This is a genomic window from Pseudomonas anguilliseptica (assembly GCF_900105355.1).
Lineage (GTDB): Bacteria > Pseudomonadota > Gammaproteobacteria > Pseudomonadales > Pseudomonadaceae > Aquipseudomonas > Aquipseudomonas anguilliseptica.
On record NZ_FNSC01000001.1, the window covers coordinates 223,243 to 245,435 of the forward strand.

A 22,193-nucleotide genomic window follows, 5' to 3' on the forward strand; every position below is an offset into this window, starting at 1 on the left:
TAATTGTTATTCCGAGAGCCTAGACCAAGATGGCGCAAAGCCAACCAGCGCTGACAGCGTTAGCACAAAGCACGCCAGCTCTTTTGCGCAGGCAATCTCTCTCGAAATATCAGCAGCTTAGTGCGCAGGAAAAAGCTGCGGTAGACCCCTACTAGCCCTCTAGAAAGCCCATCAGCACCGCCACGGTGCGTGCTGGCTCCTCTTTCTTGGGGCACATGGCCGAGGTCGTCGAACAGCACCAGACGGCTGCCCTTGATGTCGCGTTTGAAGCGCTCGGCATTGACCGGTGGAATCAACTCATCGCGACCACCCCAAATAATCAGCGTCGGCACCTTGAGTTCGGCGATACGCGTGTAGCTCTGCCCCGCTTCGGCCTGGATAAAGCGCTGACGCAAGGCTTCACGATTGCCGGCGCGCAGGGTCAGCTCGTAGTAGCGATCAATCAGCTCATCGCTGACCTTGTCCGGATCGCCGTAGATGTTGCGGATGCTTGCCTCGATCATCTGCCGGGGCAGCAGATTGGCCATCAGTGGCGCCAGCGCGGGAATCTGCGCCAGACGAAAACCGATGGGCATGGAAGTGGCGTTGCGCGGATAACCGGCGGCATCCACCAGCACCAGCCGTTCAACACGCTGCGGATAGTTCAGGGCAAATTGCCAGGCCAGTTGCCCGCCACCACCGCACGCGGCACCTGCAACTGATCCAGCACATGGCCGAGAAAGGCGCTGTAGTGGGCCATGCGGTAATCACCATCGGGGAATGGCCCGGTCAAGCCAAAGCCCGGCAGATCGAGGCTGATCACCCGACGCTTGGCCTGCAACGCTGCCACCCAGCCTTCCCAGGTGTGCAGGCTGGCCGAGGTGCCGTGCAGCAACACGATCGGCGCGGGGTCATCGCGTGGGCCCTGATCGCGCAGGTACACCAGCATGCCGTCAACCGCGACAAACTGCGACGGTGGCAAAGCCCAGCGCGGCTTGAGGTCCGCCACGGGGCGATCCGGCGCCCAATTCCAGGCGACCGCAGCGGCCAGGCTGATCAGCACCAACAGGACAACGGATACGGATATCTGCACAGCACGCTTCATGGTCGATACCTGATGACGGGGCACTGGCAATACTAGCCAACGAGGCACAGCTTGCCTGCAGAGCGCCGGATATCAATCGACACAAGCGGCCGATACCGGACGAAAAAACTATGTAGCTATTGCGTGTTGTGAAGCGATAAGCCGTAGGTTGGTGTTGAGCACAGCGAAGCCCAACAGACCGCTGCATGGGTAGGTTGGGCTTCGTCGCGTTGCTCCTCAACCCAACCTACCCATGCACCCTGCGGACGAAAAAAAGCCCCGACGTGCCGGGGCTTGAGGAGTGTTGCGCCGTTTTGCGGCGCACACGATAAAACGGGTATCTAGAATCTGTTTCGGATCTCGCGAGCTAGAGCGATACAAGGCGCTACGTAGTAACAGCCTCCGGCTGATCAAAACGCGGCGAGGAAGCGGAGTGTACGAACTGTACATGAGCATTCCGAGCCTGTTTTTAACGCCGTATCGCCGACGCGCAGCAGATTCGAGATAGGTTCTTAGACCAGGCTGGTCAGCGCATCACGGCTGAACGGCAGAATATCCTGCTCGCGGCCATCGCGTACTTTTACCGCCCAATCCGGGTCGACCAGCAGTGCACGGCCTACGGCAACCAGGTCGAACTCCTGCTTGTTCAGACGCTCCAGCAGGTTTTCCAGACTGGCCGGCTGAGCCACCTTGTCGGTGTTGACCATAAACTGCAGGAACTCGCCGTCCAGGCCGACGCTGCCAACGGTGATGGTTGGCTTGCCGGTCAGCTTGCGCGTCCAGCCGGCCAGGTTCAACTCGGAGCCGTCGAACTCCGGCTCCCAGAAACGGCGGGTCGAGCAGTGGAAGATATCCACGCCGGCATCGGCCAGCGGCTTAAGGAAGGCCTCAAGCGCTTCAGGAGTCTCTACCAGGCGAGCGCTGTAATCCTGCTGCTTCCACTGCGAGAAGCGGAAGATGATTGGGAACTCAGGGCCGACGGCGGCACGCACAGCCTGGATCAGTTCGATGGCAAAGCGCGAACGCTGCGCCAGGTCACCACCGTATTCGTCGGTGCGCTGGTTGCTGCCGGCCCAGAAGAACTGGTCGACCAGATAGCCGTGGGCACCGTGAATTTCCACACCGTCCATGCCGATGGCCTTGGCATCTCTGGCGGCTTGGGCGAAGGCGGCGATCACGTCCTTGATATCGTCCTGGGTCATGCCGTGCACAACCACATTGCCCTCTTTAATCTTTTCGCTCGGGCCGTAGCCTGGGACGCTGGCGTCCGGCTCGGTGCCCAGCTTGCGCACATTGCCCACGTGCCACAGTTGCGGAACGATCTTGCCGCCTTCTGCGTGCACGGCCTCGACCACTTTCTTCCAGCCGGCCAGAGCATCTTCACCGTAGAAACGCGGCACATTCGGGTAACCGTTGGCGGCCTTGTGCCCAACCGTGGTGCCTTCGGTGACGATCAAACCAACGCCGGCAGCCGCGCGGCGACGGTAGTACTCGATGACCTTGCTATTCGGTACGCCGCCTGGGGAGAAGGAACGGGTCATCGGGGCCATGACCACACGGGTCGGCAGCTCCAGGTTGCCCAGGCTAAAGGGTTGGAACAGTGCTTTAACGGGATCGGTCATCATCATTCCTCGGGGCGGCCAGAGCGCCGCAACTGGTTAAAGGGGCTTGTATTCAGACCTGCAACAACAGCTGCAGGCGTTGGATAAAGTCAGTCAGGGCGCGGGTGTTGTTCGCCACCTTGAGTCGGGTCAGCGCGCCTTGCCAGGCATTGGCGATAAAGCTCGCCAGGTTGCGGCAATCTTCATCGGCTGCCAGCTCGCCTGCGGCCTGCGCCTGTTCCAGACAGGCCTGCAGAATGTCCGCCGAGGTTTGCAGAATTGCATCGACCTGGGTGCCAAGGGTCGGCGACAGCTCGGCCATCTCGAAGCTCAGGCTGCCGATAAAGCAGTGGTATTCCAGGCGCTCCTGGCGCGCGAAGTGTTCCACCAGCTCGGCGTAGTAACCGAGGATGCGTTCGCGCGGGCTCAACGCTGGGTCGCTCAGGGCTTCGGCATAACGCGCCAGGCGCGGCTGATAGACCTGCTGCAAGGCCTGCAAGGCAAAGTCTTCCTTGCTGGCGAAGTAGTGATAAAAGGAGCCTTTCGGCACCCCCGCCGCCTGGACGATTTCCTGCACACCGGCGCCGTGATAACCACGACAGGTCATCACCTCGGCGCCTTTGGCGAGGATCAGGTCACGCTTGTCGAGTCGAATGCTGGAGTTCATGCCGACAAGAATATGACCGGTCGTCTCGCTTCGCCCAGCACTATTGATTTGCGTGATTATCCGCAAGAAGCAACGCGGGTTTTAGACACGACAAAGCCGCGAACAGGTCGCGGCTTTGTGGGAGGGGAAGATGCAGAACCTGCTCAACGTCTCGCGAGCTAGGGATCCTCTGAAGTAGCCATGCGTTTCAGGCCGACTTCAGCCTCCGCTGATTTTGAAAGCGGAAAATCGATCAAAAACGATCATATCATCCGCTTATTTTTGTGTTTTTAGCCGCCGCGAGCACCTCGCGGCGGCTATTGCCCATATTACGGGCGCACCTCTCCTGCAGTTGCCAGTAAATGTCTGCGTGCCATCCACAGGTTCGACAGCGCAAACAGCGTGACCAACTGCGCCGTGTTCTTGGCCAGGCCGCGGAAGCGCGTCTTCACATAGCCGAACTGCCGCTTGATCACCCGAAACGGGTGCTCGACCTTGGCGCGCACCTGGGCTTTGGCCTTCTCGATCTTGCGCTTGGCTTTGTATAGCGCGCTGCGCTTATCGAGTTTCTTGTAGGTGCTGCGGCGTGCCGCCACCTGCCAGATAACCTTCCGACCCTCATGCTCCGGACGCTTTTCCACACCGGTGTAACCTGCGTCGGTACAAACCACGTTCTCGTCGCCATGCAGCAGCTTATCCACCTGGGTGACGTCCGCCACGTTGGCCGCCGTGCCCACCACGCTGTGCACCAGTCCAGACTTGTCATCCACACCGATGTGGGCCTTCATGCCGAAGTAGTACTGGTTGCCCTTCTTGGTCTGGTGCATCTCCGGGTCGCGTTTACCGTCTTTGTTTTTGGTCGAGCTGGGCGCATTGATCAACGTCGCATCGACGATGGTGCCCTGGCGCAGGGACAGGCCGCGATCCCCCAGGTAGCCGTTGATCACAGCCAAGATGCCAGCCGCCAGTTCGTTTTTTTCCAGTACGCGACGGAAGTTGAGGATGGTGGTTTCGTCAGGGATACGCTCCAGGCTCAACCCGGCGAACTGCCGCAGAATGGTCGTTTCGTACAGCGCCTCTTCCATCGCAGGATCGCTGTAACCGAGCCAGTTTTGCATCAGATGAACACGCAGCATCGCCATCAACGGGTACGCCGGGCGACCGCCTTCACCCTTGGGGTAATGTGGATCGATCAGGGCAATCAAGCCCTTCCACGGCACCACCCGATCCATCTCGATCAGGAACAACTCTTTGCGGGTCTGCTTGCGCTTGCCGGCGTACTCGGCATCGGCGAAGGTCATCTGCTTCATCGGAAAACTCGGTGGGTGGCGTCCGGGCATTTTGCCAAAATCAGGAAGACTTATTCAGAGTTTCCCTAGAGCCATGCAAGGCAAAAGCAGGTGAGAAAGCGGAGTTTACGGCTGTAAATGAGCATTCCGAACCTGCTTTTAACGCACCAGCACCGACGCGCAGCAGACGTTGAGCAGGTTCTTAGCCGCGGGCGGCTTTGATCACTTCGATATAAGGTTCGGCAAAGCGTTGATCCTGGATCAGCGCGATAAAGTCATTGCCCTGGGCATCCTTGGCATTCAGGTCGTAGCCGGCGGCAACGAAGAAGCCGACAAAGCGCTCGAAATCGTCGATACGCAGGCCACGGTAGGCCTTGACCAGCTTGTGCAGCGACGGCGGCGTGGCATCGGCCGGTTCTACGCCGAGGAACAGCTTGATCGGCTCGTCACCAATCTCTTCGCCAATCACCTGTTTCTTGTCTTTACGCATCACTCACTCCAGCTAACCAGGCCACACGGGGCCGGCAGTGTACCTCCGGGTGTGGCAAGGGCTCAACGGATGCCGGACAACCACACGGTTTAACACGCGCTGAGGCTGGCGCACAGCCGACTTAGGTCAACACTGCACGCTGGGGCCGCCCCTTATACTGCGCCTATTGAGTTGGGAGTCATTATGTCGCTGCCCTTACCGCCGCTGTTCTCCGCCTGGCGCCAGACTTTGCGCGCGGGCTACGGCTGGAAAAACCTGCGCAGCGACCTGAGCGCCGGTTTAACGGTGGGCATTATCGCCATTCCGCTGGCCATGGCCCTGGCGATTGCCGTCGGAGTGGCGCCGCAGCACGGTCTGTATACGGTGCTGGTGGCCGGTACGCTGATCGCCCTGTTTGGCGGCTCACGTTTCAACGTTTCCGGGCCGACCGCCGCCTTTGTGGTGATTCTGTTGCCGGTCACCCAGCAATTCGGCCTCGGCGGACTGCTGCTGTGCACCCTGATGGCGGGTGCAATTCTGATTACCCTCGGACTGATGCGCGCCGGGCAGCTGATCGAATTTATCCCCTATCCGGTCACGCTGGGTTTTACCGCCGGTATCGGCATCGTCATCGCCACCCTGCAGATCAAGGACCTGTTCGGCCTGCAGCTCAGCAGCCAGCCGAAAAACTACATCGAACAACTCAACGGCCTTATACAGGCCCTGCCCAGCTTGCAACTGGGCGACAGCCTGGTGGCGCTGGTATGCCTGGCGACGCTGCTGATCTGGCCGCGCTGGGTGCCGAAAATACCCGGGCATCTGGTCGCACTGACGGTCGGCGCATTGCTCGGGTTGCTGCTAGAAAGCCTGCAGATTCCCGTGGCGACCATTGGCGAGCGCTTCAGCTACAGCCTGAATGGCGTTGAGCACCCAGGCATTCCGCCATTTCTGCCGAGCTTTATCTGGCCCTGGCACTTGCCAGGTGCCGATGGCCAGCCTCTGCTGGTGAGCTTCGAGCTATTCCGTCAGTTGCTCGCACCGGCCTTTGCCATTGCCATGCTCGGGGCGATTGAATCGCTGCTGTGCGCCGTGGTTGCCGATGGCATGACCGGCAGCAAACACGACCCCAATGGCGAGCTGATCGGCCAGGGCATTGGCAATCTGGTTGCGCCGCTGTTCGGCGGGATCACCGCCACCGCGGCGATTGCCCGTAGTGCCGCCAACGTGCGCGCCGGAGCCTACTCGCCACTGCCCGCAATGACCCACGCCGGCGTGGTGCTGATCGCCATTTTGTTTCTCGCGCCTCTGTTCAGCTACCTGCCGATGGCCGCATTGGCGGCTTTGCTGCTGGTGGTGGCGTGGAACATGAGCGAGCCGCGGCACGTGCAACATACCCTGCGTATTGCGCCACGCAGTGATGTGCTGGTGCTGCTGACCTGCCTGACTCTCACCGTGCTGTTCGACATGGTGCTGGCGGTGGGCGTCGGCCTGCTGCTGGCCGCCGGGTTGTTTATCAAGCGCATGAGCGACCTGACCGATACCGCAGCGCTGCCCAAGCACTTCCACCAGGCACTGAATGACCTGCCCGAACACGTGCTGGCCTACGCCATTCGCGGGCCGCTGTTCTTCGGTGCAGCGGAAAAAGCCCTGAGCGTGCTCCGGCGCTTTACCCCAGGGGTAAAGGTGGTGATCGTCGATATCAGCGCCGTGCCGCTGCTGGATATGACCGCCATCGCCGCACTGGACAATGTGCTGCGCGACTACCGCGAGCAGCACGTCGCCCTGGTACTCAGCGGGCCCACGCCACAGGTGCGCCTGCAATTGCGCCGCGCCGGCATCGTGCGCGTTGAAGGTGAGTTGGCTTATGTACGCGATCTGGCCCAAGCCAGAGAGAAAGCGTTGCGCTGGCTAGCGCCCAAGGCCGATGGGGAATCAGCATCGTAGGGTGGATAACGCGCAGCTTATCCGCCCTGGACCGTGCAGGGTGGAAAGCGCTTAACGGTTTTCCACCCTGCCATAACAGCGCTTACAACCCTTTAACTGCGTAGATACCCGGCGCATTGCGCCAGTAGCCCTTGTAGTCCATGCCATAGCCAAACACATAGCGATCTACGCAGGACATGCCGACGTAATCGGCTTTGAGGTCCGGGCGTGCTTTACGGTCGTGGGTTTTGTCTACCAGCACGGCGATGCGCACGTTCTTGGCGCCGGCGTGACGACAAAAATCGATGATTGCACCGAGGGTGTGCCCTTCATCGAGGATGTCGTCGATGATCAGCACGTCGCGGTCAATAAAGGAGATTTCCGGTTTGGCCTTCCAGAACAGCTCGCCGCCGCTGGTTTCATTACGGTAGCGGGTGGCGTGCAGGTAGGACAGTTCCAGCGGGAAGTTGAGCTTGGGCAGCAGCTTGCCGGAGAAGATCAGCCCGCCGTTCATCACGCAGAACACCACAGGGTTGCTGTCGGCCATCTCGCTGTTGATGGCGGCCGCCATGGTGTCGATGGCCACCTCAACCTCGGCATTGCTGTGCAGGCAATCGGCTTCGGCCATGACTTGGCGGATATGCGCGAGATCGACGGACATGCTGTTTCCTCTTGGGAGCGGGACGGTCAGACCAGAAAGCTGATCGATGCGTCAAAATAAAAGCCGGCAAAGGTACGCATCTGCGCCATGCAGAGCAAGCCCCGGCAGACCAACTGCGGCAATTGCCCGCAAGCGGCGACACGTTAGCCGCTATTTAGCGACATTAGGCCATCTTGGCCCAGCACTTGGCATAGCCAATGCTTTAATCTAACGCAATTTTTCGCCCGTCCTGCCGGAGACCCCGCCATGCCCATCCTCGAGATCCGCCACCCGCTGATCCGCCACAAACTCGGCCTGATGCGCCGCGCCGATATCAGCACGAAGAATTTTCGTGAACTGGCCCAGGAAGTCGGCGCGCTGCTGACTTACGAGGCGACCAAGGATGGTCTGAAAAAGACTTCCTGATTTTGGCAAAATATCCGCACTCCACCCGCCGAGTTTTCCGATGAAGCAGATGACCTTCGCCGACGCCGAGTACGCCGGCAAGCGCAAGCAGACCCGCAAAGGAAACTCTGAATAAGACTTCCTGATTTTGGCAAAATGCCCGGACGCCACCCGCCGAGTTTTCCGATGAAGCAAATGACCTTCGCCGATGCCGAGTACGCCGGCAAACGCAAGCAGACCCGCAAAGAGTTGTTCCTGATCGAGATGGATCGGGTGGTGCCGTGGAAGGGTTTGATCGCACTGATCGAACCGTATTACCCCAAGGGTGAAGGCGGTCGGCCGGCCTATCCGCTGATGGCGATGCTACGTGTGCACCTGATGCAGAACTGGTTCGGCTACAGCGACCCGGCGATGGAAGAAGCGCTGTACGAGACCACTATCCTGCGGCAGTTCGCCGGGCTGAGTCTGGAACGTATCCCCGACGAAACCACCATCCTCAACTTCCGTCGTCTGCTGGAGAAACATGAGTTGGCTGCCGGCATCCTGGCCGTCATCAATGGCTATCTTGGCGACCGTGGCCTGTCGTTGCGCCAAGGCACCATCGTCGATGCCACGCTGATCAATGCGCCGAGTTCGACCAAGAACAAGGACGGCAAACGCGACCCAGAGATGCACCAGGCCAAGAAGGGCAACCAATACTACTTCGGCATGAAGGCGCACATTGGCGTGGATGACGAGTCGGGGCTGGTACACAGCGTGGTAGGCACGGCGGCCAACGTGGCGGATGTCACTCAGGTCGACAAGTTGCTGCACGGCGAGGAAAACGTGGTGTGCGCCGATGCGGGTTATACCGGCGTCGAAAAGCGCCCCGAACATGATGGGCGCGAGGTGATCTGGCAGGTTGCTGCCCGCCGCAGCACCTATAAGAAGCTGGGTAAGAGCAGCCCGCTGTACAAAGCCAAACGCAAGATCGAGAAGGCCAAGGCCCAGGTGCGCGCCAAGGTTGAGCACCCGTTCCGGGTGATCAAGCGTCAGTTCAGTTATGTAAAGACACGCTTCCGTGGCTTGGCCAAGAACACGGCGCAACTGGTGACGCTGTTCGCGCTGTCGAACCTGTGGATGGCACGCCGACATTTACTGACCAATGCAGGAGAGGTGCGCCTGTAATGCGGGAAATGGCTGCCGCGAGCTACTCGCGGCGGCTAAAAACACAGAAATGAATGGGTAATCTGATCGTTTTTGATCGATTTGCCGCTTTCAAAATCGGCGGGGCTGAAGTCAGCCAGAAATACATGGCTACTTCAGACCATCCCAAGGATCTGCCGTTGGAAGACTGCGAGATCGAAGGCTGGTGCGGCACCGTAAAGGTGGAAAAAATCTCCGGCAAAAAAATCACCGTGGTACCGATTCTGCGCGCCGGCATCGGCATGCTCGAAGGCGTGCTCAGCCTGATCCCAGGCGCCAAGGTCAGCGCCGTGGGCGTGGCGCGCAACGAGGAAACCCTGCAAGCGCACACCTACCTGGAAAAACTGGTGCCGGAAATCGACGAGCGCCTGGCGATGATCATCGACCCGATGGTCGCCACCATCGACCTGCTGAAGAAAGCCGGCTGCAGGGAAATCCGCGCCATGGTGCTGGTGGCTGCGCCAGAAGGCATCAAGATGGTCAACGACGCACACCCGGACGTGACCATTTACACCGCCTCCATCGACCAGCACCTGAACGAACACGGCTACATCATTCCCGGCCTCGGTGATGCCGGCGACAAGATCTTCGGCACCAAACAGAAGGACGCCTGAGCATGCAGGACGAATACAACGATCCACTCTGGCGCCAGGGCATTTCCGGCGCACAGATGCTGTTTGTAGCCTTCGGTGCACTGGTGCTGATGCCGCTGATCACCGGCATGGACCCCAACGTGGCGCTGTTCACCGCGGGTATCGGCACCCTGCTGTTCCAACTGGTAACCGGACGTCAGGTGCCGGTATTCCTGGCCTCCAGCTTCGCCTTTATCGCACCGATTCTCGCCGCCAAAGGCGAGTTTGGCCTGCCGGCCGTGCTCGGCGGCATCGTCGCCTCGGGCCTGGTGTATATCCTGCTCAGCGCCGTGGTGCGGGTTAAAGGCGCGGGCTTTATCGACCGCCTGCTGCCGCCGGTGGTGATTGCACCGGTGATCATTTCCATCGGCCTGGCACTGTCGCCAGTGGCCGTGAACATGGCCATGGGCAAAGCCGGCGATGGCAGCGCGCAGTTGGTGCCGTATGAAACCGCCATGCTGATTTCCATGTCAGCGTTGATCACCACCGTACTGGTCGCCGCCATGGGCCGCGGCCTGCTGCGCCTGGTGCCGATCCTTGCGGGGATCATTGTTGGCTGCATCGTCGCGGCGTTCTGCGGAGTCATCGACACCAGCAATATCGCCGCCGCACCCTGGCTGGCGATTCCGGCATTCGTAGCGCCGGAGCTGCATTGGGGCGCGATCCTGTACATCGTCCCGGTGGCGCTGGCACCGGCCATCGAGCACATCGGCGGCGTAGTGGCGATCGGCAGCGTGACCGGCAAGAACTTTATCAAGAAGCCCGGCCTGCACCGCACCCTGCTCGGCGACGGCCTGGCCACCTCGGCAGCAGGCCTGTTCGGCGGCCCGCCCAACACCACCTACGCGGAAGTCACCGGCGCGGTGATGCTGACCAAAAACTACAACCCGAAGATCATGACCTGGGCGGCCTGCTTCGCCATCGGCCTGGCCTTTGTTGGCAAGTTCGGCACCGCGCTGCAGAGCATTCCCGTACCGGTCATGGGCGGCATTCTCTGCCTGCTGTTCGGCTCCATCGCGGTGGTCGGTTTGAACACCCTGATCCGCCATCAGGTCGACCTGTCCGAGGCACGCAACCTGATTATCGTCTCGGTGACTCTGGTGTTCGGCATCGGTGGCATGGTGATCGGCAACAGCGACTTTGCCCTGTCCGGCATTTCCCTGTGCGCCATCTGCGCCCTGGTACTCAACCTGGTGCTGCCGGGTGGCCAAGGCTGGCGCAGCAAAACCGTGCTGGAAGAGCCGGATTTGTAAAACGCACTCACTAAAAAGCCCCGCAAGTGCGGGGCTTTTTCATTCTTGCGTGCCTCAGGCCGGATTGACCGACCACTGCTGCAACCGCACCACGCTCTCGCGGTAAGGCTTGAGACTCATGCTCAGCAGCACAATCGAACTGAACACGGCGATGCTGGTGACGACAAGCAGCGAGTAACGCAGCGCCATGTCATCGGCAAATACGTAATCGGTCACCAGGGCCACCGCCGTCGGGCCGATGCCCAAGCCAATCAGGGTGATCACGAACAGGTAGATGGCCGAGGCCTGGCCACGCATCGAGTTGGGCATGATTTCCTGGATTGCTGCCGGCGCCACGCCGAACGGCATGCTCAGGAAGAACACCGTCGGTGCCATCAGCACAGCGGCCCATACAGCGCTATCCATCAACGGAAAGGCCAGCACGCACGGCACGGCGCCGAAAGCGGCATACAGACCAACACGCATATTGGCGTCGCTTCTGCCGCGTTTGGCCATCCAGTCGGCCAGACGACCACCGAAGACGATACCCAGGCAACCAAACACCGCCACAATGCTGCCGTAAACGATGCCGACCTGGCCGGCGTCCCAGCCGTAGGTGCGGATAAAGAAAGTCGGCACCCACGCCGCGCTGCCGTAACCGGCAAACGCCAGGCCGGCAAAGCCGAAGTTGTGGCACAGCACCGTACGCCGGTTGGATCGGATATAGCGACCGACATCCGCCAGCGGCACCGCCACCCCGGCACCCACGCCGCGCCGTGCTGGCTCCTTGACCGCCAGCATCAGCAGGGTAAACAGCACCCCGGCTGCGCCGAGAATCAGGAAGATCAGCTGCCACGGGCGTACTTCACCGAATACCGGCAGCACTACATCGCCCTGTGCCGAGGCAAACTGAATCACCAGACCGCCGAGCAGAAAGGCCAGACCAGAGCCGAGGTAAACCCCCATGGAATACACGCTGATCGCGGTAGCACGGCGCTCGGCCGGAAAGCTGTCGGCAATCAGCGAATAGGCCGCAGGCGACAGCGCCGCCTCGCCGACACCGACGCCGATACGGCAGAGCAGAAATTGCCAGTACAGCTTGGCCATGCCGCAGGCAGCAGTGGCCGCACTCCAGAACAGCACGCCGATGGCGATCAGCCCGCGACGGCTCTTGGTATCGGCCAGACGGCCCAGGGGAATACCGCAGACGGTGTAGAACAGCGCAAACGACAGGCCCATTAGCAGGCTCATCTGCGTATCACTGATCATCAGGTCACGGCGGATCGGACCAACCAACAGGTTGAGAATCTGCCGATCGATAAACGACAGCACGTACGCCACCATCAGGATGGCGACAGTCACCCAGGCACGGGTGGAAGAGGGATAGCCGTTATTGTTGTTGAGCACTGGCAGTCTCCTCGGCACCGTTGGTGCGGTGCACGACGGTTGAAAGAGCTGCCAGCTTAGGCCGATATACAAGGCGATGAGTATCGCCCGGAGGTGTTATCAGTGCGGCGAATGCGCAGCATCCCTTCGAGCGAATGACAGCCGCGCTGCATTCGGTTAGCGGGCCGTTGAAAGCGTTGGCGAGGCAGGCAAAACAAGGCAAAACGGCCGAAACGTAGCGAAGCGGAGTAACAGCCGCAGGCTGGCCCGCAGGGCGAAAAATAGTGAGTCAAAAGCGGAGTTTACGTGTTGTAAATGAGCATTTGATTCGCTTTGCTCACCCCCTCTGGGCCGTGCTAAAGCCGTTCAGCCTTTGGCTGTGAGGCCGTTTTTACGCAGTATTGCCAACGCAGGTAGCTTTCAACGGTCTGCTAGAGCATCAGCGGGGCACGCTCGCTAAGGGTCTTCAGCGCCGCCACCCAACTTGGGTGTTCATTCAGACACGGCACCAGCTGCAGGCTCTCGCCGCCAGCTTCGACAAACTGCTCGCGGCCACGGTCGCCGATTTCTTCCAGCGTCTCGATGCAGTCGGCGACAAAGGCCGGGCACATCACCAGCAACTTTTTCACACCCTGCTTGGCCAGCTCATCGAGACGCGCCTCAGTATAGGGTTCGATCCATTTGGCGCGGCCCAACCGCGACTGAAACGACACCGACCACTGTGCGGGCTTAAGCCCCATACGTTCGGCAAATAGCTCGGCGCTGCGCAGGCACTGAGCGCGGTAACAGCTTGCGAGCACTTCGGGCGAAGCGCTACGGCAGCAATCCGCACCTTTCAGGCAATGGCCAGTGGCGTCCAGCTTATGCAGGTGACGCTCCGGCAGGCCGTGGAAGCTCAGCAGCAGGTGGTCGAACTCCTGCTCCAGATAAGGTTTGGCGCTGTCGACCAAGGCATCCAGGTACTCCGGCTGATCGTAGAACGGCGGCAGGATGGAAAAACGTATGGGCAACTGCTGCTCACGCACCACGCGCTTGGCATCTTCAATCACCGTGGTGGTGGTGCTGTCGGCAAACTGCGGATACAGCGGCGCCAGGGTGACCTGTTTGATGCCCTGAGCGGCCAGGCGGGTCAGCACGGTTTGCAGCGACGGCTCTCCGTAGCGCATGGCCAGCTCCACCGGGCCGTGGGTCCAGGACGCCTTCATCGCCTGATGCAGACGCTTGCTCAGCACCACCAACGGCGAGCCCTCCTCCCACCAGATCGAGGCATAGGCATGTGCCGACGCCGCCGGGCGCTTGATCAGAATCAGCGAAACAAGCAGACGCCGCAGCGGCCAGGGCAGATCGACGACATAGGGGTCCATCAGAAACTGGTTGAGATAGCGGCGCACATCGGCCACATCAGTGGAGGCCGGCGAGCCCAGGTTTACCAACAGCAAGGCGTGATCGGTCATGCAAAGTCCTAGTCAGGTTGGCCCAGCAAGTCCACCAGAGCCACATCCAAATGAGTAAAACGAAAACTGAAACCAGCCTCCTGCAAGCGCGTCGGCACCGCGCGCTGGCCACCGAGCAGCAGCACAGACAATTCGCCGAGCAGCATACGCAGGGCAAAGGCCGGGGCCGGCATAAAGGCCGGCCGGTGCAGCTCACGGCCCAAGGCCTGGCTGAAGGCGCGGTTACGCTCAGGCGTCGGCGCGCAGGCATTATAAGGACCACTGGCCGAGTCCTGCTGCAGGAGAAAATCAATCAGGGCGATTTGATCAGCCAAGTGAATCCACGGCATCCACTGCCGACCATTGCCCAGCGGACCGCCCAACCCGAGTTTGAACGGCAGCAACAGACGCTTGAGCAGCCCGCCATCACGGGCCAGCACCAGTCCGGTGCGCAGCAATACCACGCGGATACCAAAATCCTCGGCGCGCTGGGCAGTTTCTTCCCAGGCGCCGCACAGCTGCGCGGCGAAATCCTCACTCACCGGCGGCGAATCTTCATGTAACTCACGCTCGCCACCGTCGCCATACCAGCCTACCGCCGAGCCGGACAAAAGCATCTGCGGCTTATCCGCGCGGCTCTCCAGCCAGGCCAGCAATTGTTCGGTCAGGCCAATCCGGCTGGCCCACAGCAACGCCTTGCGCTTGCGCGTCCAGGGCCGGTCGGCAATCGGCGCACCAGCCAGGTTGACCACGGCATCCAGCGACTCTTCACCCAGCTCGTCAAGCTGACCAATGCCACGCACCGCCTCGCCACAAAGGGCAGCAACCTGCTCGGGCCTGCGACTCCACACCGTCAGATGATGGCCTTGCTGCAACCAGTGGCGGCACAGCGCCTGCCCGATCAAACCAGTTCCGCCCGTCAGAAGAATATGCATAGAAATGCCCTCGTATGACCGTGCTTAATAGGTACCACCGACGGATTAATCACGTTTGTGGCTTCAATCCGGCTGCAGGTTGTCTTAACTATAGAAAGACAGGATCGACTCCGGCATAGCTTATACACAAAAACAATATTGTATAGTTTTTGTCTAAAGCGTATCCTAACGCTTGAAAACACGAGGTAGACCATGACCGCTCTTCACCCCATCGCCATCATCGGTACCGGCATTGCCGGGCTGTCTGCCGCACAGGCGCTGCATGCCGCCGGGCACCCGGTACAACTGTTCGACAAGAGCCGCGGCAGTGGCGGCCGCATGGCCAGCAAGCGCAGCGATGCCGGCGCGCTGGACCTTGGCGCGCAGTACTTCACCGCCCGCGACCGTCGCTTTGTCGAGGTGGTGCAGCAATGGCATGCCCGCGGCTGGGTCGCCGAGTGGACCCCGAGCCTCTACAACTTCAATAACGGCCAGCTCAGTGCTTCGCCAGATGAACAAGTCCGCTGGGTCGGTAGCCCGCGTATGAGTGCGATCACCCGCGCCATGCTCGGCGCACTGCCGGTAAGCTTTTCCTGCCGCATCACCGAAGTGTTTCGCGGCGAACAGCACTGGCACCTGCAAGATGCCGAGGGCAATAACCACGGCCCGTTCAGCCACGTAATCGTCGCCACTCCAGCACCGCAGGCCACCGCCCTGCTATCCAGCGTACCGAAACTCGCTGGCGCCGCCGCCAGCGTGGCCATGGACCCGACTTGGGCGGTCGCACTGGCATTCCCCACACCGCTGGAAACCCGAGTTGAAGGCTGCTTTGTACAGGACAGCCCACTCGACTGGCTGGCCCGTAATCGCAGCAAGCCAGCGCGCGACACGCAACTCGACACCTGGGTGCTGCACGCCACTAGCCAGTGGACCAAGCAGCATCTGGACATGCCCAAGGAAGCGGTGATCGAACACCTGCTCGGCGCTTTCGCCGAACTGATCGGCTGCGCCGTGCCCGCCCCAGCCTTCAGCCTGGCGCACCGCTGGCTCTATGCCCGCCCCGCCAGCGCGCACCAGTGGGGCGTACTGGCCGATGCCGACCTGGGCATTTATGCCTGCGGCGACTGGTGCCTGTCCGGCCGTGTTGAAGGCGCCTGGCTCAGCGGCCAGGAAGCGGCGCGACGCTTGCTCGAACACCTGCAATGAGCGGCCAACAGCGAACTGCGCCAGGCAAGCACCGGCTTAACCCGCGCAAGCTGCTGCTGTCGAAATGGACGGCAGCGCAGCCGCAGAATCGCGAGAAACATTTCCTCGTCACCGAGCTGTTCTGCGACGAAGACGGTACGGTGCTGCAGATCGAGTTGCAGGCTGTACTCAACCAACGCTGCCAACGCCTGGACTGGCGCGTACTGGAAAACCCCGAGCACTGGCGCATGGGCTGGAAGTAACAGGCCCATACACAAAACCATACAGTAGTTGTACAAAAATATTGACTTGTACAATTACAAACCTATGATGAACTCAAGTTGTACATCTATCAGGACCTGTACAAGTCGTACATCAGAGGTTGCCCATGAGCCCATCCGAAAACGCCACCGGAAAACCCAAACTGGGCATCAGTGCCTGTCTGCTGGGTAATGAGGTTCGCTACAACGGCGGACACAAGGAATCGCGCCTGTGCAGCCGCACCCTCAGCGAGTATTTCGACTTCACCCCACTGTGCCCGGAAGTGGCGATTGGCATGGGCATCCCGCGTGAGCCGATCCGCCTGGTTGGCGACCCGCAAGCGCCGCGCGCCGTGGGTACGGTCAGGCGCGAGGTGGATGTCACCGCCCCCCTGGCTGCCTATGGCGAGCGCATGGCCGGTGAACTGACGGATATCTGCGGTTACATCTTTATGCAGCAGTCGCCGTCCTGCGGCCTGCACCGGGTCAAGGTCTACCAGGACAACGGCCGCCCCAGCGAGCCTGGCCGCGGCATCTTTGCCCAAGCCTTCTGCGCGCGGCATCCCAACCTGCCAGTGGAAGAAGACGGCCGCCTCAATGACCCAATCCTGCGCGAGAACTTCATTACCCGCGTATTCGCATACTCCGAGTGGCAACAGCTGCTGCGCGACGGCCTGACCCGCAAGCGTCTGATCGACTTCCACTCGCGCTACAAATACCTGCTGATGGCCACCCATCCCATGCAGTACAAGTTGCTCGGGCGCATGCTCGGCAATCTTGGCCAGCACGACATCAATGAGTTGGCGCCGCGCTATTTCAGCGAGCTGATGAGCGCGCTGAAAAGCTGCGCCACCCGTCGTACCCATAGCAACGTACTGCAGCACCTCAGCGGCTATCTCAAGCAGTCGCTGAGCAGCGAAGAGAAGCGGGAAATGCAGCAGCTGATTGGCCAGTACCGCCATGGCGTGGTGCCGCTGGTGGTGCCCATGACCCTGCTCAAACACCACTTTCGCCGTCACCCGGACAGCTACATCGCGCAGCAGGTCTACCTGCAGCCGCACCCGGAAAACCTCAGCCTGCGTAACGCCCTATGAGCCTGGAGCCAAGCAGCGCAGGCGCGACCGACGATTACCAGGCGGCCATTGCCCAGGGCTTTATGCCGATCCGCGATGTGGCGCGCATCACCGGGGTCAACGCCGTCACCCTGCGCGCCTGGGAACGCCGTTATGGCCTGATCGTGCCGCATCGCACCCCCAAGGGTCATCGCCTGTATGCCGATGAGCATGTGCTGCGCATCCAGGCGATTCTCACCTGGCTTAATCGCGGCGTCTCGGTCAGCCAGGTCAAGGGCCTGCTGCGCTCCAATCAGCCGGCCTTTGCCGAGGCCAGCTCACAGTGGGAAAGCAAGCGCCAGCAGTTGCAGGAAGCCATCTGCAACCTCAACGAGCGGCGCCTGGATGAGTGTTTCAACAGCGAACTGGCGCTCTACCCGCCGCATACCTTGTGCCAGCAACTGCTGCTGCCACTGTTCGAAGACCTCGAACTGCGCTGGCGCAACCAGTTCGGCGCTCAGGCTGAGCGAGTGTTCTTCTACTCCTGGCTACGCAGCAAGCTCGGCGCGCGCCTGTACCACAACAACCGCCAGGCCAGTGGTACGCCACTGTTGCTGATCAACGTTTCCGACCTACCGATGGCCCCCGGTCTTTGGCTGACCGCCTGGCTGGCGAGCAGCGCCGGCTGCCCGGTGGAAGTCTTCGACTGGCCACTGCCACCGACCGAACTGGCCCTGGCGGTCGAGCATATTCAGCCGCGTGCAGTGCTGCTGTATTCCAGCCAGGCGCTGAACAGCACCCACCTGCAGCGCCTGCTCGGCGGTTATGACTGCCCCTGCCTACTGGTCGGCCAGGTGGTGCAGATCCACGCCGAAGAATTACTCGCCATCACCGCGCAGAACGACGAACTGAGCCTGGCCGCTGACCCGCTGGCCGCGCTGCATAACCTTACCGACCTCAACCTGCTGCATAACTGATGGGAAATACCATGCTGCAATTGATCTGGTTTCGTACCGACCTGCGCGTGCAGGACAACAGCGCCCTGACCGCCGCCATGAGCAGCGGCCCGACCGTGGCGCTGTACCTGCTCAGCCCCGGCCAGTGGCTGAACCACGATTATGCGCCGAGCAAGGTCGATTTCTGGCTGCGCAACCTCAAAGAGCTGGCCACTGAGCTGAGCAAACTCAATGTGCCGCTGCTGGTACGGGAGGCCGATCACTGGAGCGCCGCGCCGCAGGTGATCGGTGAACTGTGCCAGCAGCTGCAGATTGGCACGGTGCAGGTCAATGAAGAATACGGCGTGCATGAAACCCGCCGCGACCAGGCCGTGGCGCAGACCCTTGATAGTCTCGGAGTGAATTTTCGCAGCCATCTGGATCAGCTGTTCTTCAAGCCCGGCAGCGTGCTGACCAAATCCGGCGGCTACTTCCAGGTCTATAGCCAGTTCCGCAAGGTCTGCTATCAGCGTCTGCACACTGCCCTGCCGGCTCTGATAGCCACACCCAAGGCACAGGCGCAGCTGGCGATCCAAAGCGATGCCATTGCTGAACAAGTTGCAGGCTTCGCCCTGCCAGCTGCCGAACTGCGTGAGTTGTGGCCAGCCGGTGAAGCCGAGGCGGCGCGGCGTCTGGATGATTTTGCCGCGCAGCAGATCGACTTCTACCAGAGCGCCCGCGACTTTCCGGCCAAGCCCGGCACCAGCCAGCTCTCCGCCTACCTGGCCGCCGGGGTGATCTCGCCGCGCCAGTGCCTGCATGCGGCCTTGCAGGCCAACCAGGGCGAATTCGACAGCGGCAATCTCGGGGTCATCACCTGGATCAACGAGCTGCTCTGGCGCGAGTTCTACAAGCACATCCTGGTGGGCTACCCCCGCGTCTCGATGCACCGCGCCTTCCGCGCGGAAACCGAGGCCGTGGCCTGGCGCGATGCGCCGCTGGAGCTGAAAGCCTGGCAGGAAGGCCGCACCGGCTTCCCGATTGTCGATGCGGCCATGCGCCAGCTACTGGCCACCGGCTGGATGCACAACCGCCTGCGCATGATTGTGGCGATGTTTCTGACCAAAAATCTGCTGATCGACTGGCGCGAAGGCGAGCGTTTCTTTATGCGTCACCTGATCGATGGCGACTTGGCAGCGAACAACGGCGGCTGGCAGTGGAGTTCGTCTACCGGCACTGATTCGGCGCCGTACTTCCGCATTTTCAATCCGCTGAGCCAGTCGCAGAAATTCGACCCGGATGGGCGTTTTATCCGCCAGTGGCTGCCGGAGCTGGTCGGCCTGAACAAGACCAATATCCATAACCCGGCGGCCATCGGCGGGCTGTTCGGCATTGCCGATTACCCCACGCCGATTGTCGACCTGAGCAAGAGCCGCACACGCGCCCTCGCCGCATTCAAGAGCCTGCCGCACTTTGCCGGCGAGGAGGCCCTGTGAGCGACTTTCTGCGCCAGTTCGCCCAGGGCTTTGCCGGGCTGAACAAGGACAACCTCGACCGTCTGGGCCAGCTCTACAGCGACGATGCATTGTTCTGCGACCCGCTGCATGAAGTACGTGGCCTGACCAATATGCAGCGCTACTTCGGCGAGATGTACGCCAACGTCAGCGAATTGCGCTTCGACTTCTACGGCTTTGATCAGGTGCGCGACGGTGAAGGCTACCTGCGCTGGACCATGAGTTACCGCCACCCGCGCCTGGCCGGCGGGCAGCTGATCCGCGTGGAAGGCTGCTCGCACCTGCTCTGGCACGACAAGGTCTATCGCCACCGCGACTATTTCGACGCCGGCAACCTGCTCTACGAGCACCTGCCCTTACTCGGCTCGGCAATTCGCTGGCTGAAACGGAGGTTGGCATGAACGCGAACGCACGGCGTATCTGGCTCACCGGCGCCAGCAGTGGCATCGGCGCCGCCCTGGCCGAACAACTACTCAAACAGGGTCACCGTCTAGCCCTCAGCGCCCGCAGCCTTGAACCGCTGCAGGCGCTGGCCAAACGCTACCCGCTGCAAGTGCTGGTGGTCGCCGGCGACCTCGGCGATGCCTCCCAGGTACGTGCCATCGGTGAGCACATTACCCAGGTCTGGGGCGCGCTGGATTGCGCCATCCTCAACGCTGGCACCTGCGAATATGTCGAGGTCAGCACCTTCGAGGCCGCCATGGTCGAACGGGTGATGCGCGCCAACCTGCTCTCGGCCAGCTACTGCATCGAAGCCGCCCTGCCCCTGCTGCGTCTGGGCAATCGTCCGCACCTGGTCGGCGTCGGCAGCTCGGTAACCTTTATGCCGCTACCGCGCGCCGAAGCCTACGGCGCCTCCAAGGCCGCCATGCGCTACCTGCTGGAAGCCCTGCGCATCGACCTGCATGCCGAAAACATTGCCGTCACCCTGGTCAGCCCCGGCTTTGTCGACACCCCACTGACGCAGAAAAACGACTTTCCCATGCCCATGCGCTGGCCGGTGGACAAAGCCGCCCGCTATATCGCCAAACGTTTGCAGCAGCAGCCGTTTGATATCAGTTTCCCCGGCCCCTTTATCGCCATGCTCAAGCTGCTCGGTCATCTGCCCAAGCGCTTGCAGGTGGCCATTGGCGCCCGTATGGCCCGCACTGAAGCCACGACCAAGGACCGCTCATGAAAATCGCCATTATCGGCAGTGGTATCGCCGGTTTGACCAGCGCCTACCTGCTCAACCGTCGCCACGACATCAGAGTCTTTGAGGCCAGCGACTGGATCGGCGGACACACCCACACCGTGGATGTCCAGGTCGATGGTCAGCGTTATGCCGTGGACACCGGTTTTATCGTGTTCAACGATTGGACCTACCCGAACTTTATCCGCCTGCTCAGCCAGCTCGGCGTTGGCTTCAAGGACACCGAGATGAGTTTCTCGGTCAGCGATCCGCTAAGCGGCGTGGAATATAACGGCCACAACCTCAACACCTTGTTCGCCCAACGCGGCAACCTGCTGTCGGCAAAATTCTGGGGCATGGTGCGCGACATCCTTCGCTTTAACCGCGAGGCGCTGAACGACCTCAACCAACAGCGCATCGCCAGTGACATGACCCTGGGTGACTACCTCCAGGCCAATGGCTACAGTCAGCGCTTTATCCAGCATTACATCGTGCCCATGGGTGCGGCGATCTGGTCGATGTCGCTGAACGACATGCTCGGCTTCCCGCTGCAGTTCTTCGTGCGCTTCTTCAAGAACCACGGCCTGCTGTCGGTCAGTGACCGCCCGCAGTGGTGTGTGGTCGAGGGCGGCTCCAGCAGTTATGTGGCACCGCTGACAGAATCCTTCAAGCAGCATATCCGTCTCAACTGCGCAGTGACCCGGGTCGAGCGCAATGCCCTGGGCGTTACCCTGCACAGCGCCGCCGGCAGTGAACACTTCGACAAGGTGATATTCGCCTGCCACAGCGATCAGGCCCTGGCGCTGCTGGCCGAGCCCACTCGGGTCGAGAAGGAAATCCTCGGCGCGCTGCCCTATGCCGACAACGATGTGGTGCTGCACACCGACACCCGCCTGCTGCCGCAACGGCCACGGGCCTGGGCCAGCTGGAACTATCGCCTCGGCGGCCCGGGCAGCCAAGCTGCCGCCGTCACCTATGACATGAATATCCTACAGGGCATTCAGAGCGACACCACCTTCTGCGTCAGCCTGAACCAGACCGCCGCCATCGACCCGAACAAGATCCTCGCGCGCTACACCTACGCCCATCCGCAATACAGCCTGGCCGGCATGGCTGCCCAAGCGCGCTGGGAAGAGCTGCTCGGTGCCAACCACAGCTATTTCTGCGGCGCCTACTGGGCCAATGGCTTCCACGAAGATGGCGTAGTCAGCGCGCTGCGCGTGGCCCGTGAATTCGGTGAGGCGCTGTAGTGAACAGC

The 22,193-nt window shown here is 61.2% G+C and carries 19 protein-coding genes and 3 pseudogenes; 13 read left to right on the forward strand and 9 right to left on the reverse strand.

Annotated elements, in window-relative coordinates:
• Positions 1-59 precede the first annotated feature (59 nt).
• The 5 genes and pseudogenes from BLW24_RS01125 to BLW24_RS01145 all read right to left on the reverse strand — a co-directional run bounded on the left by BLW24_RS01125 (position 60) and on the right by BLW24_RS01145 (position 5,089).
• Positions 60-1,084 (reverse strand): annotated as a pseudogene (locus BLW24_RS01125) (alpha/beta fold hydrolase).
• Positions 1,085-1,575: 491 nt separating this feature from the next.
• A complete protein-coding gene (locus tag BLW24_RS01130) occupies positions 1,576-2,685 on the reverse strand; it encodes an NADH:flavin oxidoreductase (protein ID WP_090375219.1) in 1,110 nt (369 codons plus the stop codon).
• A 52-nt stretch (positions 2,686-2,737) separates the two neighbouring features.
• A complete protein-coding gene (locus BLW24_RS01135) occupies positions 2,738-3,331 on the reverse strand; it encodes a TetR/AcrR family transcriptional regulator (protein ID WP_090375220.1) in 594 nt (197 codons plus the stop codon).
• 308 nt (positions 3,332-3,639) lie between these two features.
• Positions 3,640-4,620, reverse strand: coding sequence for an IS5 family transposase (locus tag BLW24_RS01140; protein WP_090375222.1), 981 nt, complete (start codon positions 4,618-4,620; stop codon positions 3,640-3,642).
• Positions 4,621-4,801: 181 nt separating this feature from the next.
• Positions 4,802-5,089, reverse strand: coding sequence for a PA4642 family protein (locus tag BLW24_RS01145; RefSeq protein ID WP_090375608.1), 288 nt, complete (start codon positions 5,087-5,089; stop codon positions 4,802-4,804).
• 183 nt (positions 5,090-5,272) lie between these two features.
• On the opposite strand from BLW24_RS01145, the gene dauA reads away from it, so the two are divergent.
• The gene (dauA, locus tag BLW24_RS01150) at positions 5,273-7,012 is read left to right on the forward strand and encodes a C4-dicarboxylic acid transporter DauA (RefSeq protein ID WP_208600125.1); all 1,740 of its coding nucleotides are present in this window, start codon (positions 5,273-5,275) and stop codon (positions 7,010-7,012) included.
• A gap of 82 nt (positions 7,013-7,094) precedes the next feature.
• Here dauA and BLW24_RS01155 read toward each other — a convergent pair whose 3' ends face one another.
• A complete protein-coding gene (locus BLW24_RS01155) occupies positions 7,095-7,652 on the reverse strand; it encodes a hypoxanthine-guanine phosphoribosyltransferase (RefSeq protein ID WP_090375611.1) in 558 nt (185 codons plus the stop codon).
• 246 nt (positions 7,653-7,898) lie between these two features.
• Between BLW24_RS01155 and BLW24_RS01160 the strand changes: the two are divergent.
• The 4 genes and pseudogenes from BLW24_RS01160 to BLW24_RS01175 all read left to right on the forward strand — a co-directional run.
• Positions 7,899-8,036: pseudogene (locus tag BLW24_RS01160) on the forward strand (uracil phosphoribosyltransferase); the annotation flags it as partial.
• 186 nt (positions 8,037-8,222) lie between these two features.
• Entirely contained in the window at positions 8,223-9,203 is a 981-nt protein-coding gene (locus BLW24_RS01165) for an IS5 family transposase (protein WP_090375425.1), read from the forward strand.
• Positions 9,204-9,343: 140 nt separating this feature from the next.
• Positions 9,344-9,835 (forward strand): annotated as a pseudogene (gene upp / locus BLW24_RS01170) (uracil phosphoribosyltransferase); the annotation flags it as partial.
• Positions 9,836-9,837: 2 nt separating this feature from the next.
• Complete coding sequence (locus BLW24_RS01175) at positions 9,838-11,106, forward strand: uracil-xanthine permease family protein (RefSeq protein ID WP_090375614.1); 1,269 nt, start codon at positions 9,838-9,840, stop codon at positions 11,104-11,106.
• A gap of 54 nt (positions 11,107-11,160) precedes the next feature.
• On the opposite strand, the gene BLW24_RS01180 is transcribed toward BLW24_RS01175, so the two are convergent.
• The 3 genes from BLW24_RS01180 to BLW24_RS01190 form a co-directional block, all read right to left on the reverse strand.
• The gene (locus tag BLW24_RS01180) at positions 11,161-12,492 is read right to left on the reverse strand and encodes a spinster family MFS transporter (RefSeq protein WP_090375617.1); all 1,332 of its coding nucleotides are present in this window, start codon (positions 12,490-12,492) and stop codon (positions 11,161-11,163) included.
• Positions 12,493-12,902: 410 nt separating this feature from the next.
• Entirely contained in the window at positions 12,903-13,925 is a 1,023-nt protein-coding gene (gene hemH / locus BLW24_RS01185) for a ferrochelatase (RefSeq protein WP_090375620.1), read from the reverse strand.
• 8 nt (positions 13,926-13,933) lie between these two features.
• Entirely contained in the window at positions 13,934-14,839 is a 906-nt protein-coding gene (locus tag BLW24_RS01190) for a TIGR01777 family oxidoreductase (RefSeq protein ID WP_090375624.1), read from the reverse strand.
• A 192-nt stretch (positions 14,840-15,031) separates the two neighbouring features.
• Here BLW24_RS01190 and BLW24_RS01195 point away from each other — a divergent pair, with 192 nt between their 5' ends.
• The 8 genes from BLW24_RS01195 (at position 15,032) to BLW24_RS01230 (ending at position 22,185) form a co-directional block, all read left to right on the forward strand.
• Positions 15,032-16,024, forward strand: a complete 993-nt coding sequence (locus BLW24_RS01195) for an NAD(P)/FAD-dependent oxidoreductase (protein ID WP_090375627.1) — start codon at positions 15,032-15,034, stop codon at positions 16,022-16,024.
• On the forward strand, positions 16,021-16,266 hold the full coding sequence (locus tag BLW24_RS01200) for a TIGR02450 family Trp-rich protein (RefSeq protein ID WP_090375631.1): 246 nt from the start codon (positions 16,021-16,023) through the stop codon (positions 16,264-16,266). Before BLW24_RS01195 ends, BLW24_RS01200 begins: the two co-directional genes overlap by 4 nt.
• Before the next feature lie 125 nt (positions 16,267-16,391).
• Positions 16,392-17,357 carry a YbgA family protein gene (locus BLW24_RS01205; protein WP_090375635.1) on the forward strand — a complete coding sequence of 322 codons (966 nt, stop codon included), beginning with the start codon at positions 16,392-16,394 and terminating at the stop codon, positions 17,355-17,357.
• Entirely contained in the window at positions 17,354-18,292 is a 939-nt protein-coding gene (locus BLW24_RS01210; protein WP_090375638.1) for a MerR family transcriptional regulator, read from the forward strand. Before BLW24_RS01205 ends, BLW24_RS01210 begins: the two co-directional genes overlap by 4 nt.
• A 14-nt stretch (positions 18,293-18,306) precedes the next feature.
• Entirely contained in the window at positions 18,307-19,746 is a 1,440-nt protein-coding gene (phrB, locus tag BLW24_RS01215; protein ID WP_090387595.1) for a deoxyribodipyrimidine photo-lyase, read from the forward strand.
• Positions 19,743-20,165, forward strand: a complete 423-nt coding sequence (locus BLW24_RS01220; protein ID WP_090375640.1) for a nuclear transport factor 2 family protein — start codon at positions 19,743-19,745, stop codon at positions 20,163-20,165. The genes phrB and BLW24_RS01220 overlap by 4 nt, the downstream gene beginning before the upstream one ends.
• Entirely contained in the window at positions 20,162-20,941 is a 780-nt protein-coding gene (locus BLW24_RS01225; RefSeq protein ID WP_090375645.1) for an SDR family NAD(P)-dependent oxidoreductase, read from the forward strand. The genes BLW24_RS01220 and BLW24_RS01225 overlap by 4 nt, the downstream gene beginning before the upstream one ends.
• Positions 20,938-22,185, forward strand: coding sequence for an NAD(P)/FAD-dependent oxidoreductase (locus BLW24_RS01230; protein ID WP_090375648.1), 1,248 nt, complete (start codon positions 20,938-20,940; stop codon positions 22,183-22,185). The genes BLW24_RS01225 and BLW24_RS01230 overlap by 4 nt, the downstream gene beginning before the upstream one ends.
• The last annotated feature ends 8 nt before the right edge of the window (positions 22,186-22,193 follow it).

Excerpts from the sequence above, each read along its gene's own strand:
- BLW24_RS01130 (WP_090375219.1), bottom strand. The coding sequence starts at position 2,685 with ATGACCGATCCCGTTAAAGCACTGTTCCAACCCTTTAGCCTGGGCAAC.
- BLW24_RS01135 (WP_090375220.1), bottom strand. The coding sequence starts at position 3,331 with ATGAACTCCAGCATTCGACTCGACAAGCGTGACCTGATCCTCGCCAAA.
- BLW24_RS01140 (WP_090375222.1), bottom strand. The coding sequence starts at position 4,620 with ATGAAGCAGATGACCTTCGCCGATGCCGAGTACGCCGGCAAGCGCAAG.
- BLW24_RS01145 (WP_090375608.1), bottom strand. The coding sequence starts at position 5,089 with ATGCGTAAAGACAAGAAACAGGTGATTGGCGAAGAGATTGGTGACGAG.
- dauA (WP_208600125.1), top strand. The coding sequence starts at position 5,273 with ATGTCGCTGCCCTTACCGCCGCTGTTCTCCGCCTGGCGCCAGACTTTG.
- BLW24_RS01155 (WP_090375611.1), bottom strand. The coding sequence starts at position 7,652 with ATGTCCGTCGATCTCGCGCATATCCGCCAAGTCATGGCCGAAGCCGAT.
- BLW24_RS01165 (WP_090375425.1), top strand. The coding sequence starts at position 8,223 with ATGAAGCAAATGACCTTCGCCGATGCCGAGTACGCCGGCAAACGCAAG.
- BLW24_RS01175 (WP_090375614.1), top strand. The coding sequence starts at position 9,838 with ATGCAGGACGAATACAACGATCCACTCTGGCGCCAGGGCATTTCCGGC.
- hemH (WP_090375620.1), bottom strand. The coding sequence starts at position 13,925 with ATGACCGATCACGCCTTGCTGTTGGTAAACCTGGGCTCGCCGGCCTCC.
- BLW24_RS01190 (WP_090375624.1), bottom strand. The coding sequence starts at position 14,839 with ATGCATATTCTTCTGACGGGCGGAACTGGTTTGATCGGGCAGGCGCTG.
- BLW24_RS01195 (WP_090375627.1), top strand. The coding sequence starts at position 15,032 with ATGACCGCTCTTCACCCCATCGCCATCATCGGTACCGGCATTGCCGGG.
- BLW24_RS01200 (WP_090375631.1), top strand. The coding sequence starts at position 16,021 with ATGAGCGGCCAACAGCGAACTGCGCCAGGCAAGCACCGGCTTAACCCG.
- BLW24_RS01205 (WP_090375635.1), top strand. The coding sequence starts at position 16,392 with ATGAGCCCATCCGAAAACGCCACCGGAAAACCCAAACTGGGCATCAGT.
- BLW24_RS01210 (WP_090375638.1), top strand. The coding sequence starts at position 17,354 with ATGAGCCTGGAGCCAAGCAGCGCAGGCGCGACCGACGATTACCAGGCG.
- BLW24_RS01225 (WP_090375645.1), top strand. The coding sequence starts at position 20,162 with ATGAACGCGAACGCACGGCGTATCTGGCTCACCGGCGCCAGCAGTGGC.
- BLW24_RS01230 (WP_090375648.1), top strand. The coding sequence starts at position 20,938 with ATGAAAATCGCCATTATCGGCAGTGGTATCGCCGGTTTGACCAGCGCC.